This window comes from Streptomyces sp. MA5143a (assembly GCF_900290235.1).
Lineage (GTDB): Bacteria > Actinomycetota > Actinomycetes > Streptomycetales > Streptomycetaceae > Streptomyces.
The window spans coordinates 1-19,369 of sequence record NZ_OLMK01000127.1; the positions used below are offsets into that span (position 1 = coordinate 1).

A 19,369-nucleotide genomic window follows, 5' to 3' on the forward strand; every position below is an offset into this window, starting at 1 on the left:
ACCGTGGAGAACTCCATCGGCCTGGTCACCGCCCTCAACCCGCACATCGGGTACACGGCGGCCACCGACATCGCCAAGGAGGCCCTCGCCACCGGCCGCGGCGTCGCCGAACTCGTTTTGGAGAAGGGCCTGTTGCCCGCCGAGACCCTCACCGACCTGCTGCGCCCGGAGATCGTCGCCGGCCGGGGGCAGGTACGGGCCTGACGACGGCCGACTCCGGCCACCGACCGACTGGGAACGCGTATGAGACTCCAGGGCGTCAACGCCGTGATCACCGGAGCGTCGAGCGGCATCGGGCAGGCGATCGCCTCCCACTTCCGCCGCGAGGGCGCCCGCCTCCTGCTCACGGGACGGCGACCCGAGCCGCCGGAGAGCCACCCGGACGACCTCTACGTCGCGGGGGACCTCGACGACGAGGGGTTCGTCGCCGATCTCGCCGCACGCGCGCGGGGGCACCTGGGCGACGTGGGAGTGGTCGTCCTCTGCCACGGCCTCCAGCGGTCCGGCCCGCTCGCCGAGACGTCCTACGAGGCCGCCCGCGACGTGCTCCACGCCAACCTCCTCAGCGCGTTCCTCGTCATGAAGCACCTGATGCCACTGGCACCCGAGCGGGGCGCGTCGATGGTGTGTGTCAGCTCCCGCCTCGGGATGGTCGGCATGCCGAACCAGACCCTGTACTCCGCCGCCAAGGGCGGCCTCATCGCGCTGGCCCGGGGCGCCGCCGTCGAATGGGCGGACCGCGGCATCCGCGTCAACGTCGTCGCCCCCGGTCTGACCATGACGCCGGTCATCGAGGAGGCGTTCCAGCGGCGCCCCGACCCCGCCGCCTACCGGCGCACCCGAGAGGACTCCATACCGATGCGCCGGCTCGCCACGCCCGAGGAGGTCGCCGACGCCGTCCTCTTCCTCGCCTCCCCGGAGTCGTCCTACATCACCGGAGCCGTGCTGCCTGTGGACGGGGGCTACACCGCGTTCTGAGCGGCGTCACCAGCCCGTGTCGTCCCACTGGTCCAGCAGGGTCTCGGCCAGGTCGTCGTCGGGTTCGGGCAGGCCGCCGTGGAGCGACTGCTCCGTCCAGATCACCTTGCCCCGGGACAGGTAACGGGTGCCCCAGCCCTGCGTGAACTGGGCCACGAGGAACAGTCCCCGGCCGCCCTCGTCGGTGTCGGCGGCCCGGCGCAGATGCGGAGAGGTGCTGCTGCCGTCGGTGACCTCGCAGATGAGGCTGTCGCCGTCGCGCAGGACCCGCAGCCGCCTCGGGTCACTGCCGTAGCGGATGGCGTTGGTGACCAGCTCGCTGATCACCAGCTCGGTGGAGAACGCGAACTCCCCCAGCCCCCACTCCTCCAGCCGACGGGCGACCTGGGCCCGGATCCCGGCGACGGCGGCGGGGTCCGCGGGGATGTCCCAGTCGGCGACCTGCGAGGGGTCGAGCAGCCGGGACCGGGCGACGAGCAGAGCGATGTCGTCGCTGGGGCGCACCGGCAGCAGGGCGTCGAACACGGCCCGGCAGGTCTCCTCCGGTGTCCGGCCCGGCCCCGCCAGCGCGTCGTGCAGCAGCGCGAGACCGGTGTCGATGTCCCGGTCGCGGTCCTCGATCAGCCCGTCCGTGTACAGGACCAGCCGCGAGCCCTCGGGCAGGGTGTACTCGGCCTTCTCGAAGGGGTGGCCGCCTCCGAGGCCCAGCGGCGGGGAGACCGGCACCGACATCCGCTCGACCGTGCCGTCGGGGTGCACCAGGGCCGGTTCCGGATGCCCGGACCGGGCCAGGGAGCACCGCCCGGCAACCGGGTCGTAGATGGCGTACAGGCAGGTCGCTCCCGTGATTCCCTCGCCGTCGCCGCTCTCCTCGCCGTCGACCCGGGTGACCAGCTCGTCGAGCCGTCTGATCAGTTCGTCGGCGGCCAGGTCGAGGGACGAGAACGTGCGCACCGCGGTGCGCAGCCGGCCCATGGTGGCCGCGGCGTGCAGCCCGTGGCCGACCACGTCGCCCACCACCAGCGCCACCCGCGCCCCGGGCAGGGGGATGACGTCGAACCAGTCGCCGCCGACACCGGCCCGGGCGGGCAGATAGCGGTGGGCGACCTCGACGGCGGACCGCTCGGGCAGGGAACGCGGCAGGAGGCTGCGCTGGAGGGCCACGGCCAGGGCGTGCTCGCGCGTGTAGCGGCGCGCGTTGTCGATGGCGACCGCGGCCCGGGCGGCCAGCTCCTCGGCGAAGGCCAGGTCCTCCTCCTCGAAGGCGTCCTGCTCGGCGCGCCAGAAGTTGACCATGCCCAGCACGACACCGCGGGCCTGGAGCGGCACGGTGATCAAGGAGTGGAGTCCCGAGTCCAGGATGCGCCCGGCCCGCTCGGGATCCTGGACGCGCCAGTCGAAGGAGGCGGTCAGGTCGGCGTCGAGGACGGGCCGGCCCTGCTGGGCGCTGACGGCCACCGGGTTCTCGGGGGCGAAGCGGACGAGGTCCCCCACGGGGAAGAGCGGCCAGGAGGACCCCTTGGCGCTGTGCAGTGCCGTGCGGCGCAGCTCGGGACTCGGTCCGACCGGCTCCTCGCCCTCCAGCACCGGATCCTGGAGGTCGACCGTGGCCACGTCGGCGAAGCCGGGGACCGCCACCTCGGCCAGCTCCTCGGTGGTGCGCACCACGTTCAGTGTGGTGCCGATCCGCACGCCCGCCTCGTACAGCATCCGCAGCCGCTCCCCGGCCACGGCCGCCCGACCCGCCAGGTCCTGGAGTTCGGTGGTGTCCCGCAAGGTGGCCACATGCCCCCGTACGCCGCCTTCCGGGTCGACGGGCCGGATGTTGACCGCCAGCAGATGGTCGCCGGCCAGGTGGACCTCGTCGGTGACCGCCCGGCCGGAGGCAAGCAGAGAGGCGGTCCCCGCTTCCAGGCCCAGAGCGGTGATCCGGCGCTGCTCCGCGTCCGCCGGCAGGTCCAGCAGGCGCCGTGCCTCGTCGTTGGCGAGGAGCAGCCGCCCGTCACCGTCGATGATCAGCACTCCCTCCCGCACCGCGTGCAGCACCGCGTCGTGGTGCTCGTACATCCTGGTCATCTCGGCCGGTCCCAGTCCGCGGGTCTGCCGGCGCAGCCGCCGCGACACCAGGGCGCTGCCGCCGGTGACGAGAGCGAGCCCACCTGCGACGGACCCGAGCAGGATCGGCATCTGGCGTCGGACCACGGAGTCGACGTTCTTGACCGTGACCCCGACCGACACCAGGCCGACGATCTTCCGTCCTCCCGTGTCGAAGACGGGAACCGTGGACTCCACGGCGAGCCCGAGGCTGCCCTCGATGTCCTGGGTGAAGGGCCGGCCGGCCGCCGCCTCCTTGCGCAGGGCGAAGACGTGCTCCCCGATCAGACTCGGGTCGGGGTGTGTCCAGCGGTAGCCGCGCGGATCGATCGCGACGACGAAGTCCACACCGGTCAGCTCACGGGTGTCCTCCGCCCTCGGCTGGAGTACGGCGGTGGGGTCGGCGGACTTCATGGCCTCGACCGTGCCCGGCGCACGCGCGAAGGCCTGGGCGACGCCGAGCGAGACCCGGCGGGCCTCCTCCGTGCTCGACGTACGGGCCTGGAGGACGAGCGCCACGCCCGCCGCGGCCGCGAACAGGATCACCAGCACCAGCTGCCACAGGAACACCTGACCCGCGAGGCTGCGCGCGCTCAGCACGGAACGCGCACGCGTTCCGGGCGGCCGGGCGGGCGACCTGTGTGACCGGTCCGGGGCCTCGGGCGGGGGCGCGGCAGCCGCCGCACGGGAACGACGACCGCCGGGCCGGTCGGTCGACCGCTCGAAGATGCTGGTCATGTCCACGGGATGTCCTTCCCGGTGCCCGGCGGGAGCCGGCGGTGCCGAGTGACGGTGCCGATCCGTCCCCGTGCCGTGTCCTCAGGACCGCACCCACTCCTGCCAGCGCTTGATCACGGCTTCCTTGTTCTCGACCCACCAGCCGATGTCCAGGTCGAAACCGGTGTAGAGGTGCTCCGGGGAGCTGGCGAGATCCGCGGCGGCCCTGGGCAGGTACTTGTACGCGGTCGGCGCCACCGGGCCCATGGGGTAGAGCTCGGCGACGGCGGCCTGCACCTCGGGGCGCAGGGCGAAGTCGATGAGCCGGTAGGCGGCGTCCGGGTGCCGGGCGCCGTGGGGGATGCCGAAGCCGTTGCTCTGCCGACGGGCGCCGTCCCACTGGTAGGCGAGCGGGGCGCCCCGCTGGATGAGGTGGTTCGGGCGGCCGTGCCAGACCGTGGTGGCGGCGACCCGTCGGCGTTCCAGGAGCAGTCCCGGTGTGGCGCCGTCGTCCCAGAACCGGTGGACGGCGCCCTTGATCGCGTCCAGGGCGGCGAAGGCGCGGTCGACGTCGAGGGGATAGAGCCTGTCGGCGGACACACCGTCGGCGAGGAGGGCGAACTCCAACTCGGGCGGGCCCCCGTCCGGGCTCTGCAGGGCCCGGCCGCCGGGGAACACCCTGGTGTCCCAGAAGTCGGCCCAGGTCTCCGGCGCCCTCCCGCCGAAGGCGTCGGTGCGGTACGCCATGACGCTGGCCCAGTAGTTCTTGCCGACGCCGTGGGAGGTGAGCAGGGACTGGGCGATGCCGGCGTTCCGGGTGTGTTCCAGCCGGTCGTAGTCGAGTTCCTGGGTGGCGTCGTCCTTGGCGAAGAGGGCCAGCGCGCTCATGTCGATGTCGATGAGGTCGAACCGGGGGCCCTCCCGGATCTGGGAGAGGAGCTCCGCGTACGTCGGGATGTGGACCACGTCGACGCGGATGCCGGTCTCCTTGCCGAACGGCTCGTACACCGCCTTGCGGTGCGCCTCGCCGTAGGCGCCGCCGATGTCGCGGACGACGACGGTCCTGCTGTTCCCGGCCCCGCCGGAGTTCCGGGCGGTGGGGGGCCCGCACGCGGTGGACGTCACGGCGGCGGTGCCCGCCGTGACGGCGCCGACGCCCCGGAGGAACGTTCTTCGGTCTATTCCGACATCCTTCACCGTGTGCCTCCTGCGAAGCCGGGTGCGGTGCCCGCGGGACGGGACTGATGGCGGGACGCCGCCGACGTTCGCGGCTGGGAACGCGAGCCGGATCATGAGTCGGCCGGGGCGACGTGAGCCCGGTCACGTCATGGTACGGCCATCGACCTCACACCCCTACGGCCGGGGCATCGCCCGCACAACGCCGCGGCGGCCCCGGCCCCTGCTCATGACCGGGGCCGCCGCCCCCTCGACGACGGCCCCGCGTCGGGTCACACCGCCACGAGCCGCCACTCCTGGCCGGCGCCGGTGCCGACGGGCTGCTGGACGACGTGGGCGCCCGCCTGCGCCGAGTCGCCGTCGACGCTCACGCACCAGCCATTGCGGACGTTGACCAGCCGATGGTGGCCGTCGCCCGCGGCGACCAGCTTCCAGCGCTGGTTGTCGCTGCCGGCGTCGTGGTACTGGATCAGCTGGGCGCCGGCTCCCGAGCCGCCGGGGCTGTCCAGCAGCCGGCCGCTGTGGCGGGCGGCCAGACGGAAGGAGCCGTCGGCCTCGGGCAGCAGTCGCCACTGCTGGTTGACGGCACCGGACCAGCCCCACTGGATGATCCCGGCGCCGTCGGCGGTGCTCGCGCCGGGCACGTCGAGGACATGGCCGCTGTGCCGGTTGACCAGCCGGAAGAAACCGCTGAGCAGGGAGACGGAGATCTCCGTGCGCTGACCGGCGGCCAGAGACACCTTCCTGGCGTGGGTGCCGAGGGCGGACGGTGCGACGGTCGCCGTGGTCGACACGGAGGTCATGCCGCGCCGGCTGATCAGGGTCACCTCCTGGTCGACGGCGGAGGTCACGGACAGCGTGGCGGTGCGAGCGTCCAGGTCCCACGCGAAGCTGTGGACGCGGATGCGGCCCCGGGCCCTGACCCCGGTGATCGTGCCCTTCGGCAGCTGGTCGGGAAGGGCGGGCAGGATCTCCAGCACTCCGGGGCGGTGGTACAGCAGGGCCTCGGCCAGCACACCGGGGATGGCGTTGGCCGCGTCCGCGTTGTAGATGTCCAGGTTCGGGTTGTGGGACGTCATCAGCGACTTGAAGACCATGTTGTTGCCGAGGATCTTCCGCAGGTTGCCGTAGACCTGTCCGCCGTCCTTCAGACGGGCCCCCGCGAGGGCCCGGTGGAGGCTGCCGTGGGCGGAGATGTTCTGGTCGCCGCGCAGTTCGAGGGCCCGCTTCGCCGTGCGGACGAGGGCGGGCTCCTCCTCGGGGTTGATCTCGTGCAGGGGCCAGGCGCCGTACAGGTGCTGGACGTGCCGGTGGTTGTAGCGGTCGGTGTGGCTCGGCCAGGACCATTCGGCCAGCGCCCCGTCGCCGTTGACGCGGTAGGCGGGGAGCTTCTTCAGCAGAGCCTTCCAGCGGGCGACGCCCTGGCCGCTGCCCTGTTCGACGCCGAGGGCGTCGGCGGCGTCGATCGCGGCCAGCAGCGCGTGCCTGCCCGCCATGATGTCGCCGGTGGCGTTCACCGAGAAGCAGACACCGGTGTTGCCGGGGGAGTTCTCCATGGAGAACGACGGCACGAAGACCGCCTTGCCGTTCGCGTCGGTACGGGTGAGGAAGTCCTCGTAGAAGAGGGCCAGCTCCATCAGGGCGGGCCCGAGCCGGTCCCGCAGGAACGCCTCGTCGCCGGTGACCTCGTAGTACTCGAGCAGCGGGTACAGCAGCCAGTCGGCACCGCCCGTCCAGGTGTGGCCGGGGAAGCTGCCGCCGTTGAAGTGGAGCATGTGGCCGTACTCGCCGTCCGTGCGGGAGGGGGCGAGGAAGCCGCGGGCTCCGTACAGGTTCTTGGCGTTGGTCCGCCAGTCGTCGAGCTGCCCGAGGATCAGGTCGAAGTAGCCCTGCATGGGCTCGGTGAGGTCGAGGATGTTGCTGCCCGCGACCTGGAGGTTGACATTGGCGTCGGTGGTGAAGTCGTCCGCCCAGGCCGCGCCCCAGGCCCCCGTCCAGATCCCCGTGAGACGGGGCGGAAGGATGCCGCTGGAGCTGAGGAAGAAGTAGCGGCCCGAGTCGTACATCCGCTCCAGCAGGGCCGTGTCGATGACGTTGCGGTCGGCGTTCTGGCGGGCGAGGAGTTCGGTGACGGAGAGCCGGCGGTCGGCGTCCGGGACGTTCAGGTCGAGGCGGGAGCGGTCGTAGAGAGCGGTGTGCAGGGCCGTGTGCCGTGCGCGCAGCGCCGCGTAGTCCGTGCCGAGTGCGGCCAGCCGGGTGTGCAGCGGCTCGGAGTCCCAGCCGGTGGACGACTCGTAGCGGCCCAGCTTCGTCAGGAGCAGCACCCTGGTCGCCTTGGTCACCACGATCGTGGCACCGGAGGCGGTGACCGTGGCGCCGGCGCCCGAGGCGACGACACGGGTGACGCCCTCGTAGCCGAAGGCGCCCTGGCCCGCGGGGTAGGTGCCGCGCAGATTCAGATAGCCGGAGCCCTCGGCGACGGTCGCGCGCGTGGTGAAGCCCAGGCCGGTGGGGAGCCCGTCGAGCGCGGTGTGCACGCTCAGGGTCGTGTCGACGGTACGGCCGGAGGCGGGGAGCAGCTCATGGACGATCACGTTGTCGGCGCGGGAGACGAACGCCCGTCGCGTCCAGGTGCCGTACTGGTCGGTCCAGCTCGAACTCACCTCGCCGGTACGGAAGTCGGTGACCCGCCCGTAGCCGCGGACCGTCGTCATGCCCGGCGTGGCGATGCGCAGCTCGTACGCCGGGTGGTACGACTGCGTCCAGCGCAGGGACCAGCCCGCGGCGAAGTCCCGGTTGGCGCCCGTGTAGTCACCCGCGAGTGCCTTGTCGCGTGCGCCTTCCAGACGGCCGGCCAGCACCGGCGGCTTCACGTCGCGGGTGCCGTTCGGCAGCACCAGCCGGTGATGGTTGAGGACCACCTTCTCCAGGGTGGGCGCGCCGTACAGCACGGCCCCGTGCTCACCGTTGCCGGTGAGGAAGCCATCGGTCCAGGCGGAGGCGGGAGAGGTGTCGTGGATGCCCCGCTCGGGGAGCGTGATCTGCGGGGGGACGGCCGCCGCCGCCCGGCCGGAGAGCACACCGCCGGGCAGGGCGGTGGCCCCCGCCGTCAGGGCGGTGGTGGCGAGGAACGATCTGCGGTCGAGGGGGCGGCCCGACCCGGACAAGCCATGACGATCTCTGGACATGGGATGGATTTATAGGGCCGTCCGCGGGAAGTGTCCATACCTTACATGAAAGCCGGGGTCCGCCCTGCGGTTCATGGGATGAATTGGCGACCTTTGACGACCTTCGTGGTGCTAGAAGGACGCCAGCAGGCCGTCGAGGGCGGCCCGTTGGTGGTCCGGCGTCGCGGTGTGCGGTACGAGCAGCGCGTTGACCTGGAAACCCGCCAGCGCCGCGAGCAGCGCGTCGGCGCCCCGCTCGTCCGGCGCCGCGGCCCGGATCTCGCCGGCCGCCCTGGCTTCGGCCAGGCAGTCGGTCATCCGCTGCCGCCACCGGTCCAGGGCGGTGACGTGGACGGCCGCCATCCGCGGGTCGTGCAGGGCCCGGCCCCAGAACGCGACGACGACCCGGGCCTCCAGCAGCCGCGTCTCGTCCAGCGGCATGATCTCGTGGCACAGCCGGCGCAGCGCCACGAGCCCGGTGGCGTCACCGATGGCCCGCTCGGCCCGCGCGTCGGTGCTCTCGACGGCGTACTGGAAGGCAGCCAGCAGGATGTCGTCCTTGCCGCGGAAGTACGGGGCGAGGGCCCCGTTGGCGTACCCCGCCTCGGCGGCGAGATCGCGCATCGTGACCGCGTCGAGCCCGTTGCGGGCGATCAGCGCCCACACCGCCGCGACGATCTCACGACGGCGCGCGTCATGGTCGACGATCTTCGGCATGAGCCCGCCGACTCCCTTCCTCCGACGGGACGGGCGCCCGCCTGTGCCGCTTCACCATGCCATGGCGGTCATCGCCGCCACCATGAGGGCCGCCGCCGCGTCCTGCCGCCCCGCCAACGGGCCGTGACCACCGCCCAGTCGAGAGAACATCACGGTCCCCGCGCGCGCCGCCGCCCAGCAACCGGCCACGAGCAGCGCGAGCCCGCCGCCTCCGGTACCGGCACCGGCTCCGTGGTGCGGCACGGTCGTCCCCCAGGGCAGGGCGGCCGCCGTCAGCAGTGCCATCGCCGCGAGGTCGGCCGTCTCGGCGGCTCTGCCGCGCCCCGGGCAGCCCGCGCACAGCCGCCACACGGCGGCCGCCGCGACGACGGCCGTACCGGCGAGCACCGCCCCTACCGACCGTCCGCCCGGCAGGACCATCACCGCCATCACCGCCGTGACGACGGCGTGCGGACCCCAGCCGCGCACCGGCCCCGGCAGATGACCGGCCAGGCAGACCACCGCTGCCGCCAGGCCCGCCACCGCCGGCAGGGCATGCGTCGCCAGCAGGTCATGCATCGCAGCAGCCGTGGGAGACGGCCGCGGCCGGCGGGACGTCCAGCGTCGGGTTGCGGTCGAAGAAGCCGGTCGGGGTGAGCTTGAAGCCCGTGTGGTCGACGGGCATGACCGGCCAGTCCTCCGGCCGGGGTGCGTGCGTGAGGCCGAAGGTGTGCCACACGACGAGCGACCGGCCGTCGAGGCAGCGGTCCGCGGCCGTGTAGGCGGGCAGGCCCGCGCCGCCGGGATGCTGGTTGACGAAGTCGCCCGCGGGGTAGCGCTCGGCGGGATCGTAGGCGGTGACCCACAGATGCCGGGTGGCGAAGGCGGCGCGGGCGGCGATGGACGAGCCCGGGTCGGCGAGCAGGGTCGGCCTCCCCTGCGGGTGGAGGGTGTACCCGACGGGCGCGCCGAGCGAGTTGAGCGACTCGGGGTTGGAGATGTGCCACACCCGGCCGACGGCGAGGTCGGCGTCCCGCTGGGCCTCCGACTCGGTGCGCAGCGGGGTGCGCCGGAGGGTGAACGCGTTGCCGCGGGGGTTGTCCGGTCCCATCGGCACCCGTACGGCGTCGACCTCCTCCACCCGGTTCCGGGGGCCGTCCACGGCCATGTCCAGGCGGGTACAGAACAAGTGCTGGTGGTACGGGGCGCCGAGCCCCGGGGCGACCTCGGAGGCGTACGGGTAGCCGGGGCCCGGGTAGGCGGAGGGGAAGACGATGCCGGTGGCCTTCGCCTCGAACTCGATGACGCCGTCGAGGTAGAGGTACCAGTAGAAGCCGTAGTCGTAGTTGCCGATGGTGGTGAAGAAGGAGAGCACCATCCGGCGCTGGCGGCGGGTCTCGGCCCGGCCGGTCCACAGGTCGGTGTGCTTCCAGAGGATGCCGTGGTCCTCCTCGTGCAGACAGATCGCGTTGCGCAGGGTGCGCGGGGCGCCCGTGTCGTCGGCGATGACGGCGTCCAGGTAGGTGATGTCGCCCAGGCAGTCACAGCCCAGTTCGAGGGCGTTCGCCATACGGCCGATCAGGAACTCGCCGGTGTCGAAGTAGTTCTGCCAGGAGCGCACCGGCGACGGGTCGGCGTAGGGGACGACCATCTCGGCGATCGACGCGCGGTGGATGACGGGACGGTCGCGCCCCTGGTCGCGGTCGTGGAACGCGATCTGGTGGAGGATCAGGCCCTCACGGGCGTCGAAGCCGATGCGCAGGGACCAGTTCTCCCACTCCAGGAGATTGCCGTCGAGGGTGAAGCTCGGCCCCTCGGGCTGGGTGATCTCAATGGGCTTCTGGCTGGTGCGGCGGCCGGTGACCGCCGGGTCGCCGAAGTCGACGGACACATCGGGCAGCGGCACCGGGTCGAGGTCGATGATCCGGTCGACGGTCCTGTTCAGCACGTCGACGTAGACGACGAGACCGTCGATGGGACATCCCCAGGCGTAGTACTCCGGCTGCTTCTGGACGAAGGCGAGGCCGCGCAGGACACGGCGTCCGGCCTCGTCGGGGTAGTCGTCCGCGTACACCCCCGCGGAGAGCGGGGCGACCCGCACCAGCGCCCCGTCGAGGCCGCGCCGGGCGAGCGCCGCCCGCCAGCCCTCGTCGGCGGCCACGATCTCCTCGATCAGCTCGAACTCCTCCTCCAGGATGGGGAGTTGCCCGTCCTTGACGGCGTCGAGCGTGCGATCGGAGTCGATCGTGCGGCGGGTCAGCGAGAGGACGACGTCATGCGCGGGCGCCCCCGCCGTGTCGTGCAGCATGACCCGCACCCGACGGTCGACGGGGTCGTCGGCGGCACGCGCCATCAGAAGGTCCTTCTCCGGCTCCTCCAGGCCGAGGTACGCGAAGCGGCTGGTGCCGGCCAGCAGTCCGGCCTCGGCGAGGATCGCGCGGGCCGCGGTGATCTCACTCGGGGTGAGCGGTGCGAGGGGGTGCGGGGCAGGGGAGGTCATCGCGTTCCTTCCGGGGGAGGCCGCCGTTTTTCAACGTGCGTAGATGAAAACGCGAGGCCCCTGTCCCGTCCAGAGCCCGGCAGGGGCTTTCCCGCCCGGAGCGCCGGCCTCGGTCGAGCCCGTGCACGGAAACGTCACCTCGCCGTGCACGCATCGGCGGAACCGGGGCGACGCGGCTGGGGTCTGTCGTTTGGATCATGCGGACTTCGGGCTACGGGCACCAATGGCTGCCGGTGAGCCCCGCGGCCCAGGCGTGATCCAAACGACAGGCCCTACGTCAACCGTCCAGGGGCACGGGCGGCACCGGCGCCGGACCCGGCCCAGGCGGCAGCGGCGTCTGACCCCGTCCGGCCCGCCGCCGGTAGTCCCGGGGGGTCTCGCCGTAGACCGCCTTGAAGACGCGGGCGAAGTGACGGCCGTCGAGGAGCCCCCAGCGGGCGGCGATCGCGGCCACCGGCTGGTCCCGGGTCGCCGGGTCGGCGAGGTCCCGGGCGCACCGCTCCACCCGCCGGGTGCGGATCCAGCCGGCGACCGTCGTCTCCTCCTCCGCGAACAGCTTGAAGAGATAGCGCCGCGAGATGCCGTGCGCCCCGGCGATCACATCCGGTGTGAGGTCCGGGTCGGCGAGATGGCGTTCGATGTAGTCGCGGATGCGCAGCATGGTCGCCAGATGGGGCGCCACCGGCGCCGCACGGTGGAGCCGCTCGCACAGCAGCGCCGTGACCAGGGACACCGCTCCGTCCGCCAGTCGCGACACCTCGGGCCCGGCACAGTGCGCGCTCTGCTCGGTCAGCGACCGCAGGAACGGCGCCACGACCGCGCCCACCCCCTGGTCCGGAGCCATCCGCCGGCCCGTCACCGCGCGCAGGGTCTCCGGCCGCAGCGGGATCAGCGGGCGCGGCACCAGCACCAGCACCGTGCTGAACGGGCTCTCGTACGTGAAGCCGTACGCGCGCGAGGTGTCGCACAGCGCCAGGTCACCCGGGGTGAGCCGGCTCCGCACGCCGTCCTGCTCGATCACCACGGAGCCCGAGACCTGGAGGGCCAGCTTGTAGAAGTCCTCCTCGTGCCGCGCGGCCGGCGACTCCGTACGCCGCACCCGCAGCGGTCCCGCGCTCAGCGCACTCAGCCGCAGCGCGCCGACCCGGCCGGTGGCGGCCGTGCCGTGGAAGACATCGCCGGCCGTCCGTGTGGTGTCCAGCGGCGCGACCATCAGACGGGCCATCTCCTCGACCCAGAAGTCGAACCGCTCGTCCGGGGAGACCTGCTCGGTCGTCACGACGGTTCGCATGGACGCGCTCCATCCGGTCGTTGCTGCTCCGCCACCGTATCCTCAACTCCCTTCGACCGGATGATCGTTCCCGTCCGCCGGGACGGGTCGGCGGAGCGCTGTCCGTACCCCTCGGTTCCGCTCCCGGCATCCTCTTCTTCGTCCTGTCCGCGCAAGCCCCTCTCGGCAACGGCGGCGGGCGTCGGACGGACGGCCGGGAGACGGAGCCGGCGCTGCCCGAGGTGCCCTCCTCCCTCTGACACTCCCTCCCTCTGGCGCTCCCGCACACGTAAGGGGTGGTCTCCGGGAGACCGCCCCTTCTCGCCGTGCCTCGCCGCTCACTCCAGTGCGCCCGAACCGCCCTCCCCGTCAACGGAGTTCGGTTCGACGCCGACGGCGCCGACGGTCTCCCGCCAGGCCTCCAGCCCGGCCTGGAACGCGACGATGCCGGCCTCCGGCAGGGCGATCTCGATCGCCTCCAGGATCTCCCGCGGGGTGACCCCGAGGTCGAGGGCCACCCGGATGTGGCTCTGGATGTGATGCCGGTCCGCGCGCATCACGGTCAGACTGAGGATGAACAGCAGTTCCTTGGTGCGGCGGTCCAGGCTGCGGGGCGCCAGATAGGCCGCCCGGACCAGCTCGTTGGTCGCCCGCAGGACATCGAGGTCGTACCGCGCCATGACCTTGTGGTAGTCGAGGACGTACCCCCGGTCGCGGGCCATGGCGTCGACGTACTCCTGAGCGGCCGCGGACGGGGCCGGATCGGCGGTCATTGCCGGCCTCCCTCGGACGGGCACACAGGGACGTGCTCGGTGGCGGGGACGAGAAGCCGGTTGGTCTGCCGGACGAGCAGCTCCCGCACCCGGCCGCGGAACGACGCGAAATCGTCGTCCTCCGCCAGCGCGGCGCGTCTCTTGACGCGGTCCTCCAGGCTCTCGAAGCCCCACAGGTAGACCAGCGTGTTGAGGTCGCCGACCTCGGTGGTCCAGCAGCCGAGGAGGTTGCCGAGGATCCGCACCTGGGGCCCTCGGCCGTACTCCTCCCACAGCCGCACGTAGTGCGCGGCGGTGCCCGGCTTGAGCAGGTAGTCGCGCTGTTCGACGATCACGAGGCCTCTCCCTCCGGGACGGGCACCGAGCGCCAGGCGTCCTTGGACTCCACGGCGCGCGACGGCGCGATCAGCCGCTCGAACGCGCCGGTCACCGCCCCGAGGTCGCGGGACGCGGCCAGGGCCGCGAGATACCGGTCCGGCCTGACCACGGCGACACCGCCCTCGTGCGCGGCGAACCAGTCCCGCAGGGTGCCGTCGACGTCCTCCACCGTCACCGAGCCCGTCGCCGACGTGCGCCGCTCGGTACGGGACCGGCCCGAGCGGGACTCGACGACCGTGAGGTACCGCGTCCCGATCCGGTCCCAGAAGGCCCGGCTGTCGGGATCCAGATGGACGAGCGGATCGGTGCCGTAGCCGATGAGGGCGAACCACTCCCCGAGGGTCTCGTCCAGCGGTACGACCCGCCCGTCGGCGGTCTCCACCCTCGGCTGGACGAACATCCGGCCCACCGGGGAGTTCCGCCGCCCCGGCCGCCGGCCGTGCAGCATGACGCCCTCGGTGTACCGGGGGACGGGCTTGAACCTCATGTGCACCAGCCAGCTGCGCACCGGAGGCGCCACGGTGAGGCCCCGCACCAGCGTGTCGCGGGCCCGGGCCACCGTGGTGTTCGTCGGGGCGAGGAACCGGCCGATGGCGTCGGACAGCTTCACCATCGCGCGGGCGTGTTCGCGCCGCTCGGTGTCGTAGGTGGCGAGGATCCGCGGATGGGCCCGACCGCTGACGACGGCGGCCAGCTTCCACGCGACGTTGGTCGCGTCCCGGATGCCGGTGTTCATGCCCTGGCCCGCCCACGGCGGCATGAGGTGGGCGGCGTCGCCCACCAGGCAGACCCGGCCGTCCACGAACCGGTCGGCCACCCGCGAGTGATGCGTGTACACGCGGGCCCGGATGATGTGGAGCGCCGTGGGATCGGGCACGTGCCCGGACAGCAGCTCGTGCACCTTCTCCGGCCGCAGCATGGCCTCGGCGTCCTCGCCGGGGAACAGCATGAACTCCCAGCGGCGGTAGTTGTAGGGCAGGTCCAGACAGACGTACGGGCGCTTCGGGTCGCCGTGCAGCCCCGTGTACGGGGCGTCGAGCGGATCGTTGTCGCACTCGATGACCACCCACTTGCGCGGGTGGGTGTCCCCGCTCAACGGGATGCCCAACTGCTCGCGCACGGTGCTGCGGCCGCCGTCGGCGGCGACCACGTAGTCGGCGTGCACCAGCACGCGCTGCCCGTCGGGTCCGACGCCGTGCAGCCGGGCCTCCGTGCCGTCCTGCTCCAGACGCACCAGCTCATGACCCAGCAGGGACCGCACCTGCGGATAGCGGGTGAGGCCCTCGCGCAGGGCGCGTTCGGCGAGCTGCTGCATGAAGATGTTCCGCCGGGGCCAGCCGAACTCCTTGGTGTCCGGCCGGATGTCGGCCAGACAGTGGCCGTTCGCGGCGAACATCTTCAGCGGCACGTTCTGGATCATGTCGGCGAGCATCTCGTCGGCGAGCCCGACGCCCTGGAAGCTGCGCAGGCACTCGTCGTCCATGCCGACGGCGCGCGGATAGTCGACGATCTCCTCGCTGCGGTCGATCAGCAGGGTGCGCACCCCGTAGAGGCCCAGGTAGTTGGCGACCGTCACACCGACGGGTCCGGCGCCGACCACGGCCACCTGGGCGCGGTGCACGACGGGTTGGGTCATCGCACGGCCTCCGCGCTCCTGAGGAATCGGGTGAAGTGGTGGTGGAAGGGCTCCGGGGCGTCGTCGTGCACGTAGTGACCAGCGCCGGGGACGTCCACCAGCCGGATCCGCGGGTTGCGCCGCGTCATCGCCTCCGCCGTGTCGGCGGGCAGGAAGTCGGACTCCCCGCCGCGGACGACCAGGGTCGGGCAGCGCAGTGCCTCGACATACGGCCACAGGTCGACCTGGCGGGCCGGATCCGGGTCGAGGCGGGCCGCCGCGATGCCCGCCAGGTCGAACTTCCAGCGCCAGCGCCCCTGTGCGTCCGGTGCGAGGGTGTGCCGCAGCCTGGAGTCGAGGGCCTCCTCGGAGATGTGCGGCCGGATGCTCCGCCAGTACCGGCGGGCCGCCTCCCGGTCGGGGAAGTCGCGCGGGGTCTCGGCCACTTCCCTTCTGATGCGCTCGGCGCCCGCGCCGGACTGCGAGGAGCCGGGCCCGATGTCCTCGACGACCGCCGCGCGCACCCGCTCGGGGTGGCGCGCCGCGTAGACGTACGTGGTGGCGCCGCCCATGGAGTGGCCGAGGAGGACGAACCCGTCCAGGCCGAGACGGTCGGTGAACTGCTCCAGATCACAGACGTAGGACTCCGTGTGGTACGCGCCGTTCGGGTCCCAGTCGCTGTCACCCCGCCCGCGCGCGTCGAGGGCCAGGACGCGGTACCGGTCCCGGAGCCGCCCGGCCAGCGGCTCGAACGTCCGGGCGTAGCTGCGCAGTCCGTGCAGCATGACGATCGCCGGCCGGTCCTCGTCGCCCCACTCCACGTAGTGGGCGCGCAGCCCGTTGAGGGTGAGGAACCGGTCCCGCCCGCCGGAGGTGGCGTCGGCGGCCATCTCAGCGCAGCCCGTCCTGGCCCTGGACCTCGTCGGCGCCGATACCGCCCAGCCGGGCGTGCAGCCGGCCGCGGGTGGCGAACGCGAACACGACGACGACCTCGTCCGGGTTCGGGGTGTCGGAGAAACTCACCGTGACCGTGTCGTAGTGCGAGCGGACGTACAGCGCGTCCTTGTGGGCCAGCGGTACGTCGAGGACCGTGCCGGGACCGCCCCGCTTGCCCGTCGACGGCACCCACGCCTTCCCGCCGCCGACCGCCTCGCGCACCGGGTCCGCGAAGACCGCGGTGAGGAAGGCGTTGCCGTGCTCGTACTCGCCGGCCGTGCCCACCAGGCACGCCTTCCCGTAGCTCTGGATGGCGAGGCCGCCGGCCGCCTCCAGGGCGCGCCTGCCGAACTCCTCACCCAGCTTCGGTGAATCGGCCACGATGTCGTCGAGGTCCTGGCTGAACCGCCCGGCGTAGGGGTTGTGGATCGCCGCCGCGATCACGATCTTGCGGACGGGGTCGCCGTCCGCGAGGACACCGGTCTCGTTGGCGAGGGTGTCCTCGGTCTGGGTGAACCACTTGCGGATGTGGTACCCGGCGAAGTTGGGCTGGGGCATGGGTCTTTCCTCCGGGTCGGTCAGGGGTGAGGGGCGAGTGCGGGGCGGGGCGAGTGAGGCACGGCGGGGTCAGCCGCGGAGCGGTTCGATCTCCACCGGTTCGCTGGGGGCGCCGTACAGGCCGAGGACGCGCTTGCCCTCCTCGTCGTCGGTGACCGTCTCGTGGAAGAACTCGAAGCGGTTGCCGTCCGGGTCGGTGAAGTACAGACCGAAGCCGATCTTGTGATCGGTGGTCTTCACCACGGGCACGTCCTTGGCCAGGAGCATCCCGTACAGCCGCCGCCACTCGTCGAGGTCGCCCTCCACCTCCAGCCCGTAGTGCTGGAGACCGACGCCTCCGGCGACCGCTCCCTCCTCGGCGCGGATCAGGGCGATGTCGTGGTGCTTGCGACCGAAGGACAGGAACACCCACTGCGGGCCGCGCGCGGTGACCTCCATGCCGAGGACGTCCTCGTACCACGCGGCCGAGGCCTCCGGGTCGCGGACGAACAGCGACAGATGGGTCCGCCGCACCCGCGGCCGTACGACGTCCCGCGGGTCGGCGGGGATCGGCGTGGGCTCCTCGTGCGGGGCGAGTACACGCTCGTCGGGCTCCATGCTCAGTGTCCTTCCGTGGTGGGCGCTACGGCGGGGGTCCAGGTCACATCGGTGATCTCGCTGAACTCGCGCCACTCCTTGCGCCAGCTGCGCCCGGCGTCCGTCGAGCGCAGGAGATGGCCGTACTTCGTGCCCGCGAAGACCAGCTCCGGGTCGGCGGGGTGGGTGCCGAAGGCCCAGACGGTCGAGTTGGCGGGCGTGTCGAGGACGGTGTCCCGCCAGCTGCGCCCCAGATCCTCGGAGCGCAGGATCCGGGTGGTGGTGCCGGGGGTGCCGTCACCGATGCCGAGCAGCAGGTCGTCGGTGCCGGGGAGCTGCTTGACCAGCCGGGTGTAGTAGATGCCGAACGTCTCGCGGGAGTCGGTGCGGGTCCAGGTGGCCCCGTCGTCGTGGCTCACGAACAGCGCGTTGACGACCGCGACGACGATCGTCTTCGGCGGGCCTTCGAGGACGACGACACAGTGCACGTCCGAGTTGGTCACCCCCTGGGGCAGGGAGGCCGGGGTGCCGTCGATCCGTTCCCAGGTGTCGCCCCGGTCGCTGCTGCGCCACAGGCCGCCCTCCTCGACGCCGAACCACATGTTCTTCGGCTCATGGCGGTCGACGACGCAGGTCAGGATGCGGGGGCGGTTGACGCCCGCGCAGAACTCCGGGATCTCGGGCGGCAGTTGCTCCCAGCTGACGCCGCCGTCCGTGGTGCGGAACATGGCGGCCCGCGAGGGGGCGCCGGTCCCGACGAGCATCGTGTCCGGGTGGGTGGGGTCGATCGCCAGCGACCAGATGGTCCGGTCGTTCATCGGCGAGTCGACCCGGTGCCAGGTGACCCCGGCGTCACCGCTGCGCACGAGTCCCGCGTCGGCGCCGGCGAGGACGACCTCGGGCCGTTCGGGGTGGACGGCCAGGCAGCGGACGACGGCGTCGAACTCCAGGGCCTGCCCGAGGCCCAGACGGGACCAGGTGGCGCCGTCGTCGGAGGAGCGCAGGACGCCCTGGCCCGCGGTGGCGACCAGGATGGTGCCTTCCATGTGGGGTTTCCTTTCGGAGCTGCGGAACGAAGGGGAGGGAGGACAGTGGGAGGGGAGGCCGGGAGTCAGAGGAAGATGCCGCGGGTGAGGCCGCCGTCCATGCCGAGCGACTCCCCGGTGATCGCGGCGGCCCTCGGGGAGGCGAGGAAGCAGACGGCCTGGGCGATCTCGTCCGCCTCCAGGACCCGGCGGATCGGTGTACGGGCGACGAAGTCCGCCTCGACCTCGGCCGCGGTGATGCCGCGCTTGGCGGCCTCCTTCTCGTACAGCTCATGGATGTGTTCGGTCTCCACCACGCCGGGGTGCAGTGTGTTGACGGTGACGCCGGACGGGCCGAGCTGGTCGGAGAGCACCTTCGTGAGGTGGACGACGGCGAGGTTGCGCATTCCGGAGAGCGCGTGGCTGGAACGGCCGGTCAGCCCGCCGATGTTGATGATCCGGCCGTAGCCGCCCGCCTTCATGTGCGGGGTCACGGCCTGCGCGCAGCGGAAGTAGCCGACGACCTTGGTGTCGAGGTCGGCCAGCAGCAGCTCGGGGTCGGCCTCCTCGACCGCGTTGCGCACCAGCCCGGACGGGGCCGCCGCGCCGTTGACGAGGATGTCGACACGTCCGAGCTCGTCGGCCACGCGCCGCACCATGGCGCGTACGGACGCGGTGTCGTCGGTGTCCGACACGAGCGGGACGACCCGGCTGCCGGTCTCCGCCTCCAGTTCCTTCGCGGTGCGCTCCAGCAGCGGCAGCCGGCGGGCGGTGACGACGACGGTCGCGCCCTCCGCGGCGAGCGCGCGGGCGGTGGCCCGGCCGATACCGAGGCTGCCTCCGGTGACGATGGCGGTCCTGCCATCCAGTTCGAGGTCCATGCAGGGCTCCACAGAGGTGATCGGGACGA

General features: G+C 72.4%; 16 protein-coding genes and 1 pseudogene. 2 read left to right on the top strand and 15 right to left on the bottom strand.

From position 1 onward, the window contains the following. Together aspA and SMA5143A_RS39790 are read left to right on the top strand one after the other, a co-directional pair. A pseudogene (aspA, locus tag SMA5143A_RS39785) lies at positions 1–204 on the top strand (aspartate ammonia-lyase); the annotation flags it as partial. A 39-nt stretch (positions 205–243) separates the two neighbouring features. After that, complete coding sequence (locus SMA5143A_RS39790) at positions 244–978, top strand: SDR family NAD(P)-dependent oxidoreductase (protein ID WP_107467671.1); 735 nt, start codon at positions 244–246, stop codon at positions 976–978. Positions 979–984: 6 nt separating this feature from the next. On the opposite strand, the gene SMA5143A_RS39795 is transcribed toward SMA5143A_RS39790, so the two are convergent. The 15 genes from SMA5143A_RS39795 to SMA5143A_RS39870 form a co-directional block, all read right to left on the bottom strand. Beyond that, positions 985–3,810: a SpoIIE family protein phosphatase gene (locus tag SMA5143A_RS39795; RefSeq protein WP_107467722.1), complete on the bottom strand. Its 2,826-nt coding sequence runs from the start codon at positions 3,808–3,810 to the stop codon at positions 985–987. A gap of 81 nt (positions 3,811–3,891) precedes the next feature. Beyond that, positions 3,892–4,986 (bottom strand): ABC transporter substrate-binding protein, encoded by a 1,095-nt coding sequence (locus SMA5143A_RS39800; RefSeq protein WP_107467672.1) that lies wholly within the window; start codon positions 4,984–4,986, stop codon positions 3,892–3,894. Positions 4,987–5,237: 251 nt separating this feature from the next. Next, positions 5,238–8,153, bottom strand: a complete 2,916-nt coding sequence (locus SMA5143A_RS39805) for a glycosyl hydrolase family 95 catalytic domain-containing protein (protein ID WP_107467673.1) — start codon at positions 8,151–8,153, stop codon at positions 5,238–5,240. 111 nt (positions 8,154–8,264) lie between these two features. After that, a complete protein-coding gene (locus SMA5143A_RS39810) occupies positions 8,265–8,849 on the bottom strand; it encodes a TetR/AcrR family transcriptional regulator (protein WP_107467674.1) in 585 nt (194 codons plus the stop codon). A 51-nt stretch (positions 8,850–8,900) separates the two neighbouring features. Then, the gene (locus SMA5143A_RS39815; protein WP_107467675.1) at positions 8,901–9,407 is read right to left on the bottom strand and encodes a hypothetical protein; all 507 of its coding nucleotides are present in this window, start codon (positions 9,405–9,407) and stop codon (positions 8,901–8,903) included. Continuing rightward, positions 9,400–11,328 (bottom strand): primary-amine oxidase, encoded by a 1,929-nt coding sequence (locus SMA5143A_RS39820; RefSeq protein WP_107467676.1) that lies wholly within the window; start codon positions 11,326–11,328, stop codon positions 9,400–9,402. Before SMA5143A_RS39820 ends, SMA5143A_RS39815 begins: the two co-directional genes overlap by 8 nt. A gap of 277 nt (positions 11,329–11,605) precedes the next feature. Continuing rightward, a complete protein-coding gene (locus tag SMA5143A_RS39825) occupies positions 11,606–12,619 on the bottom strand; it encodes a helix-turn-helix domain-containing protein (RefSeq protein WP_107467677.1) in 1,014 nt (337 codons plus the stop codon). A gap of 317 nt (positions 12,620–12,936) precedes the next feature. Next, positions 12,937–13,371 carry a carboxymuconolactone decarboxylase family protein gene (locus tag SMA5143A_RS39835; protein WP_107467679.1) on the bottom strand — a complete coding sequence of 145 codons (435 nt, stop codon included), beginning with the start codon at positions 13,369–13,371 and terminating at the stop codon, positions 12,937–12,939. Next, the gene (locus SMA5143A_RS39840; protein WP_107467680.1) at positions 13,368–13,706 is read right to left on the bottom strand and encodes an NIPSNAP family protein; all 339 of its coding nucleotides are present in this window, start codon (positions 13,704–13,706) and stop codon (positions 13,368–13,370) included. The genes SMA5143A_RS39835 and SMA5143A_RS39840 overlap by 4 nt, the downstream gene beginning before the upstream one ends. Next, positions 13,703–15,385: a bifunctional 3-(3-hydroxy-phenyl)propionate/3-hydroxycinnamic acid hydroxylase gene (locus tag SMA5143A_RS39845; RefSeq protein WP_107467681.1), complete on the bottom strand. Its 1,683-nt coding sequence runs from the start codon at positions 15,383–15,385 to the stop codon at positions 13,703–13,705. Before SMA5143A_RS39845 ends, SMA5143A_RS39840 begins: the two co-directional genes overlap by 4 nt. Further along, entirely contained in the window at positions 15,382–16,254 is an 873-nt protein-coding gene (locus SMA5143A_RS39850; RefSeq protein WP_107467682.1) for an alpha/beta fold hydrolase, read from the bottom strand. Before SMA5143A_RS39850 ends, SMA5143A_RS39845 begins: the two co-directional genes overlap by 4 nt. Before the next feature lies 1 nt (position 16,255). After that, complete coding sequence (locus SMA5143A_RS39855) at positions 16,256–16,858, bottom strand: amino acid synthesis family protein (RefSeq protein WP_107467683.1); 603 nt, start codon at positions 16,856–16,858, stop codon at positions 16,256–16,258. Between the two features lie 69 nt (positions 16,859–16,927). After that, complete coding sequence (locus SMA5143A_RS39860) at positions 16,928–17,455, bottom strand: VOC family protein (RefSeq protein WP_107467684.1); 528 nt, start codon at positions 17,453–17,455, stop codon at positions 16,928–16,930. 2 nt (positions 17,456–17,457) lie between these two features. After that, on the bottom strand, positions 17,458–18,480 hold the full coding sequence (locus SMA5143A_RS39865) for a WD40/YVTN/BNR-like repeat-containing protein (RefSeq protein ID WP_107467685.1): 1,023 nt from the start codon (positions 18,478–18,480) through the stop codon (positions 17,458–17,460). 65 nt (positions 18,481–18,545) lie between these two features. Next, positions 18,546–19,340: an SDR family NAD(P)-dependent oxidoreductase gene (locus SMA5143A_RS39870; protein ID WP_107467686.1), complete on the bottom strand. Its 795-nt coding sequence runs from the start codon at positions 19,338–19,340 to the stop codon at positions 18,546–18,548. Positions 19,341–19,369 lie beyond the last annotated feature (29 nt).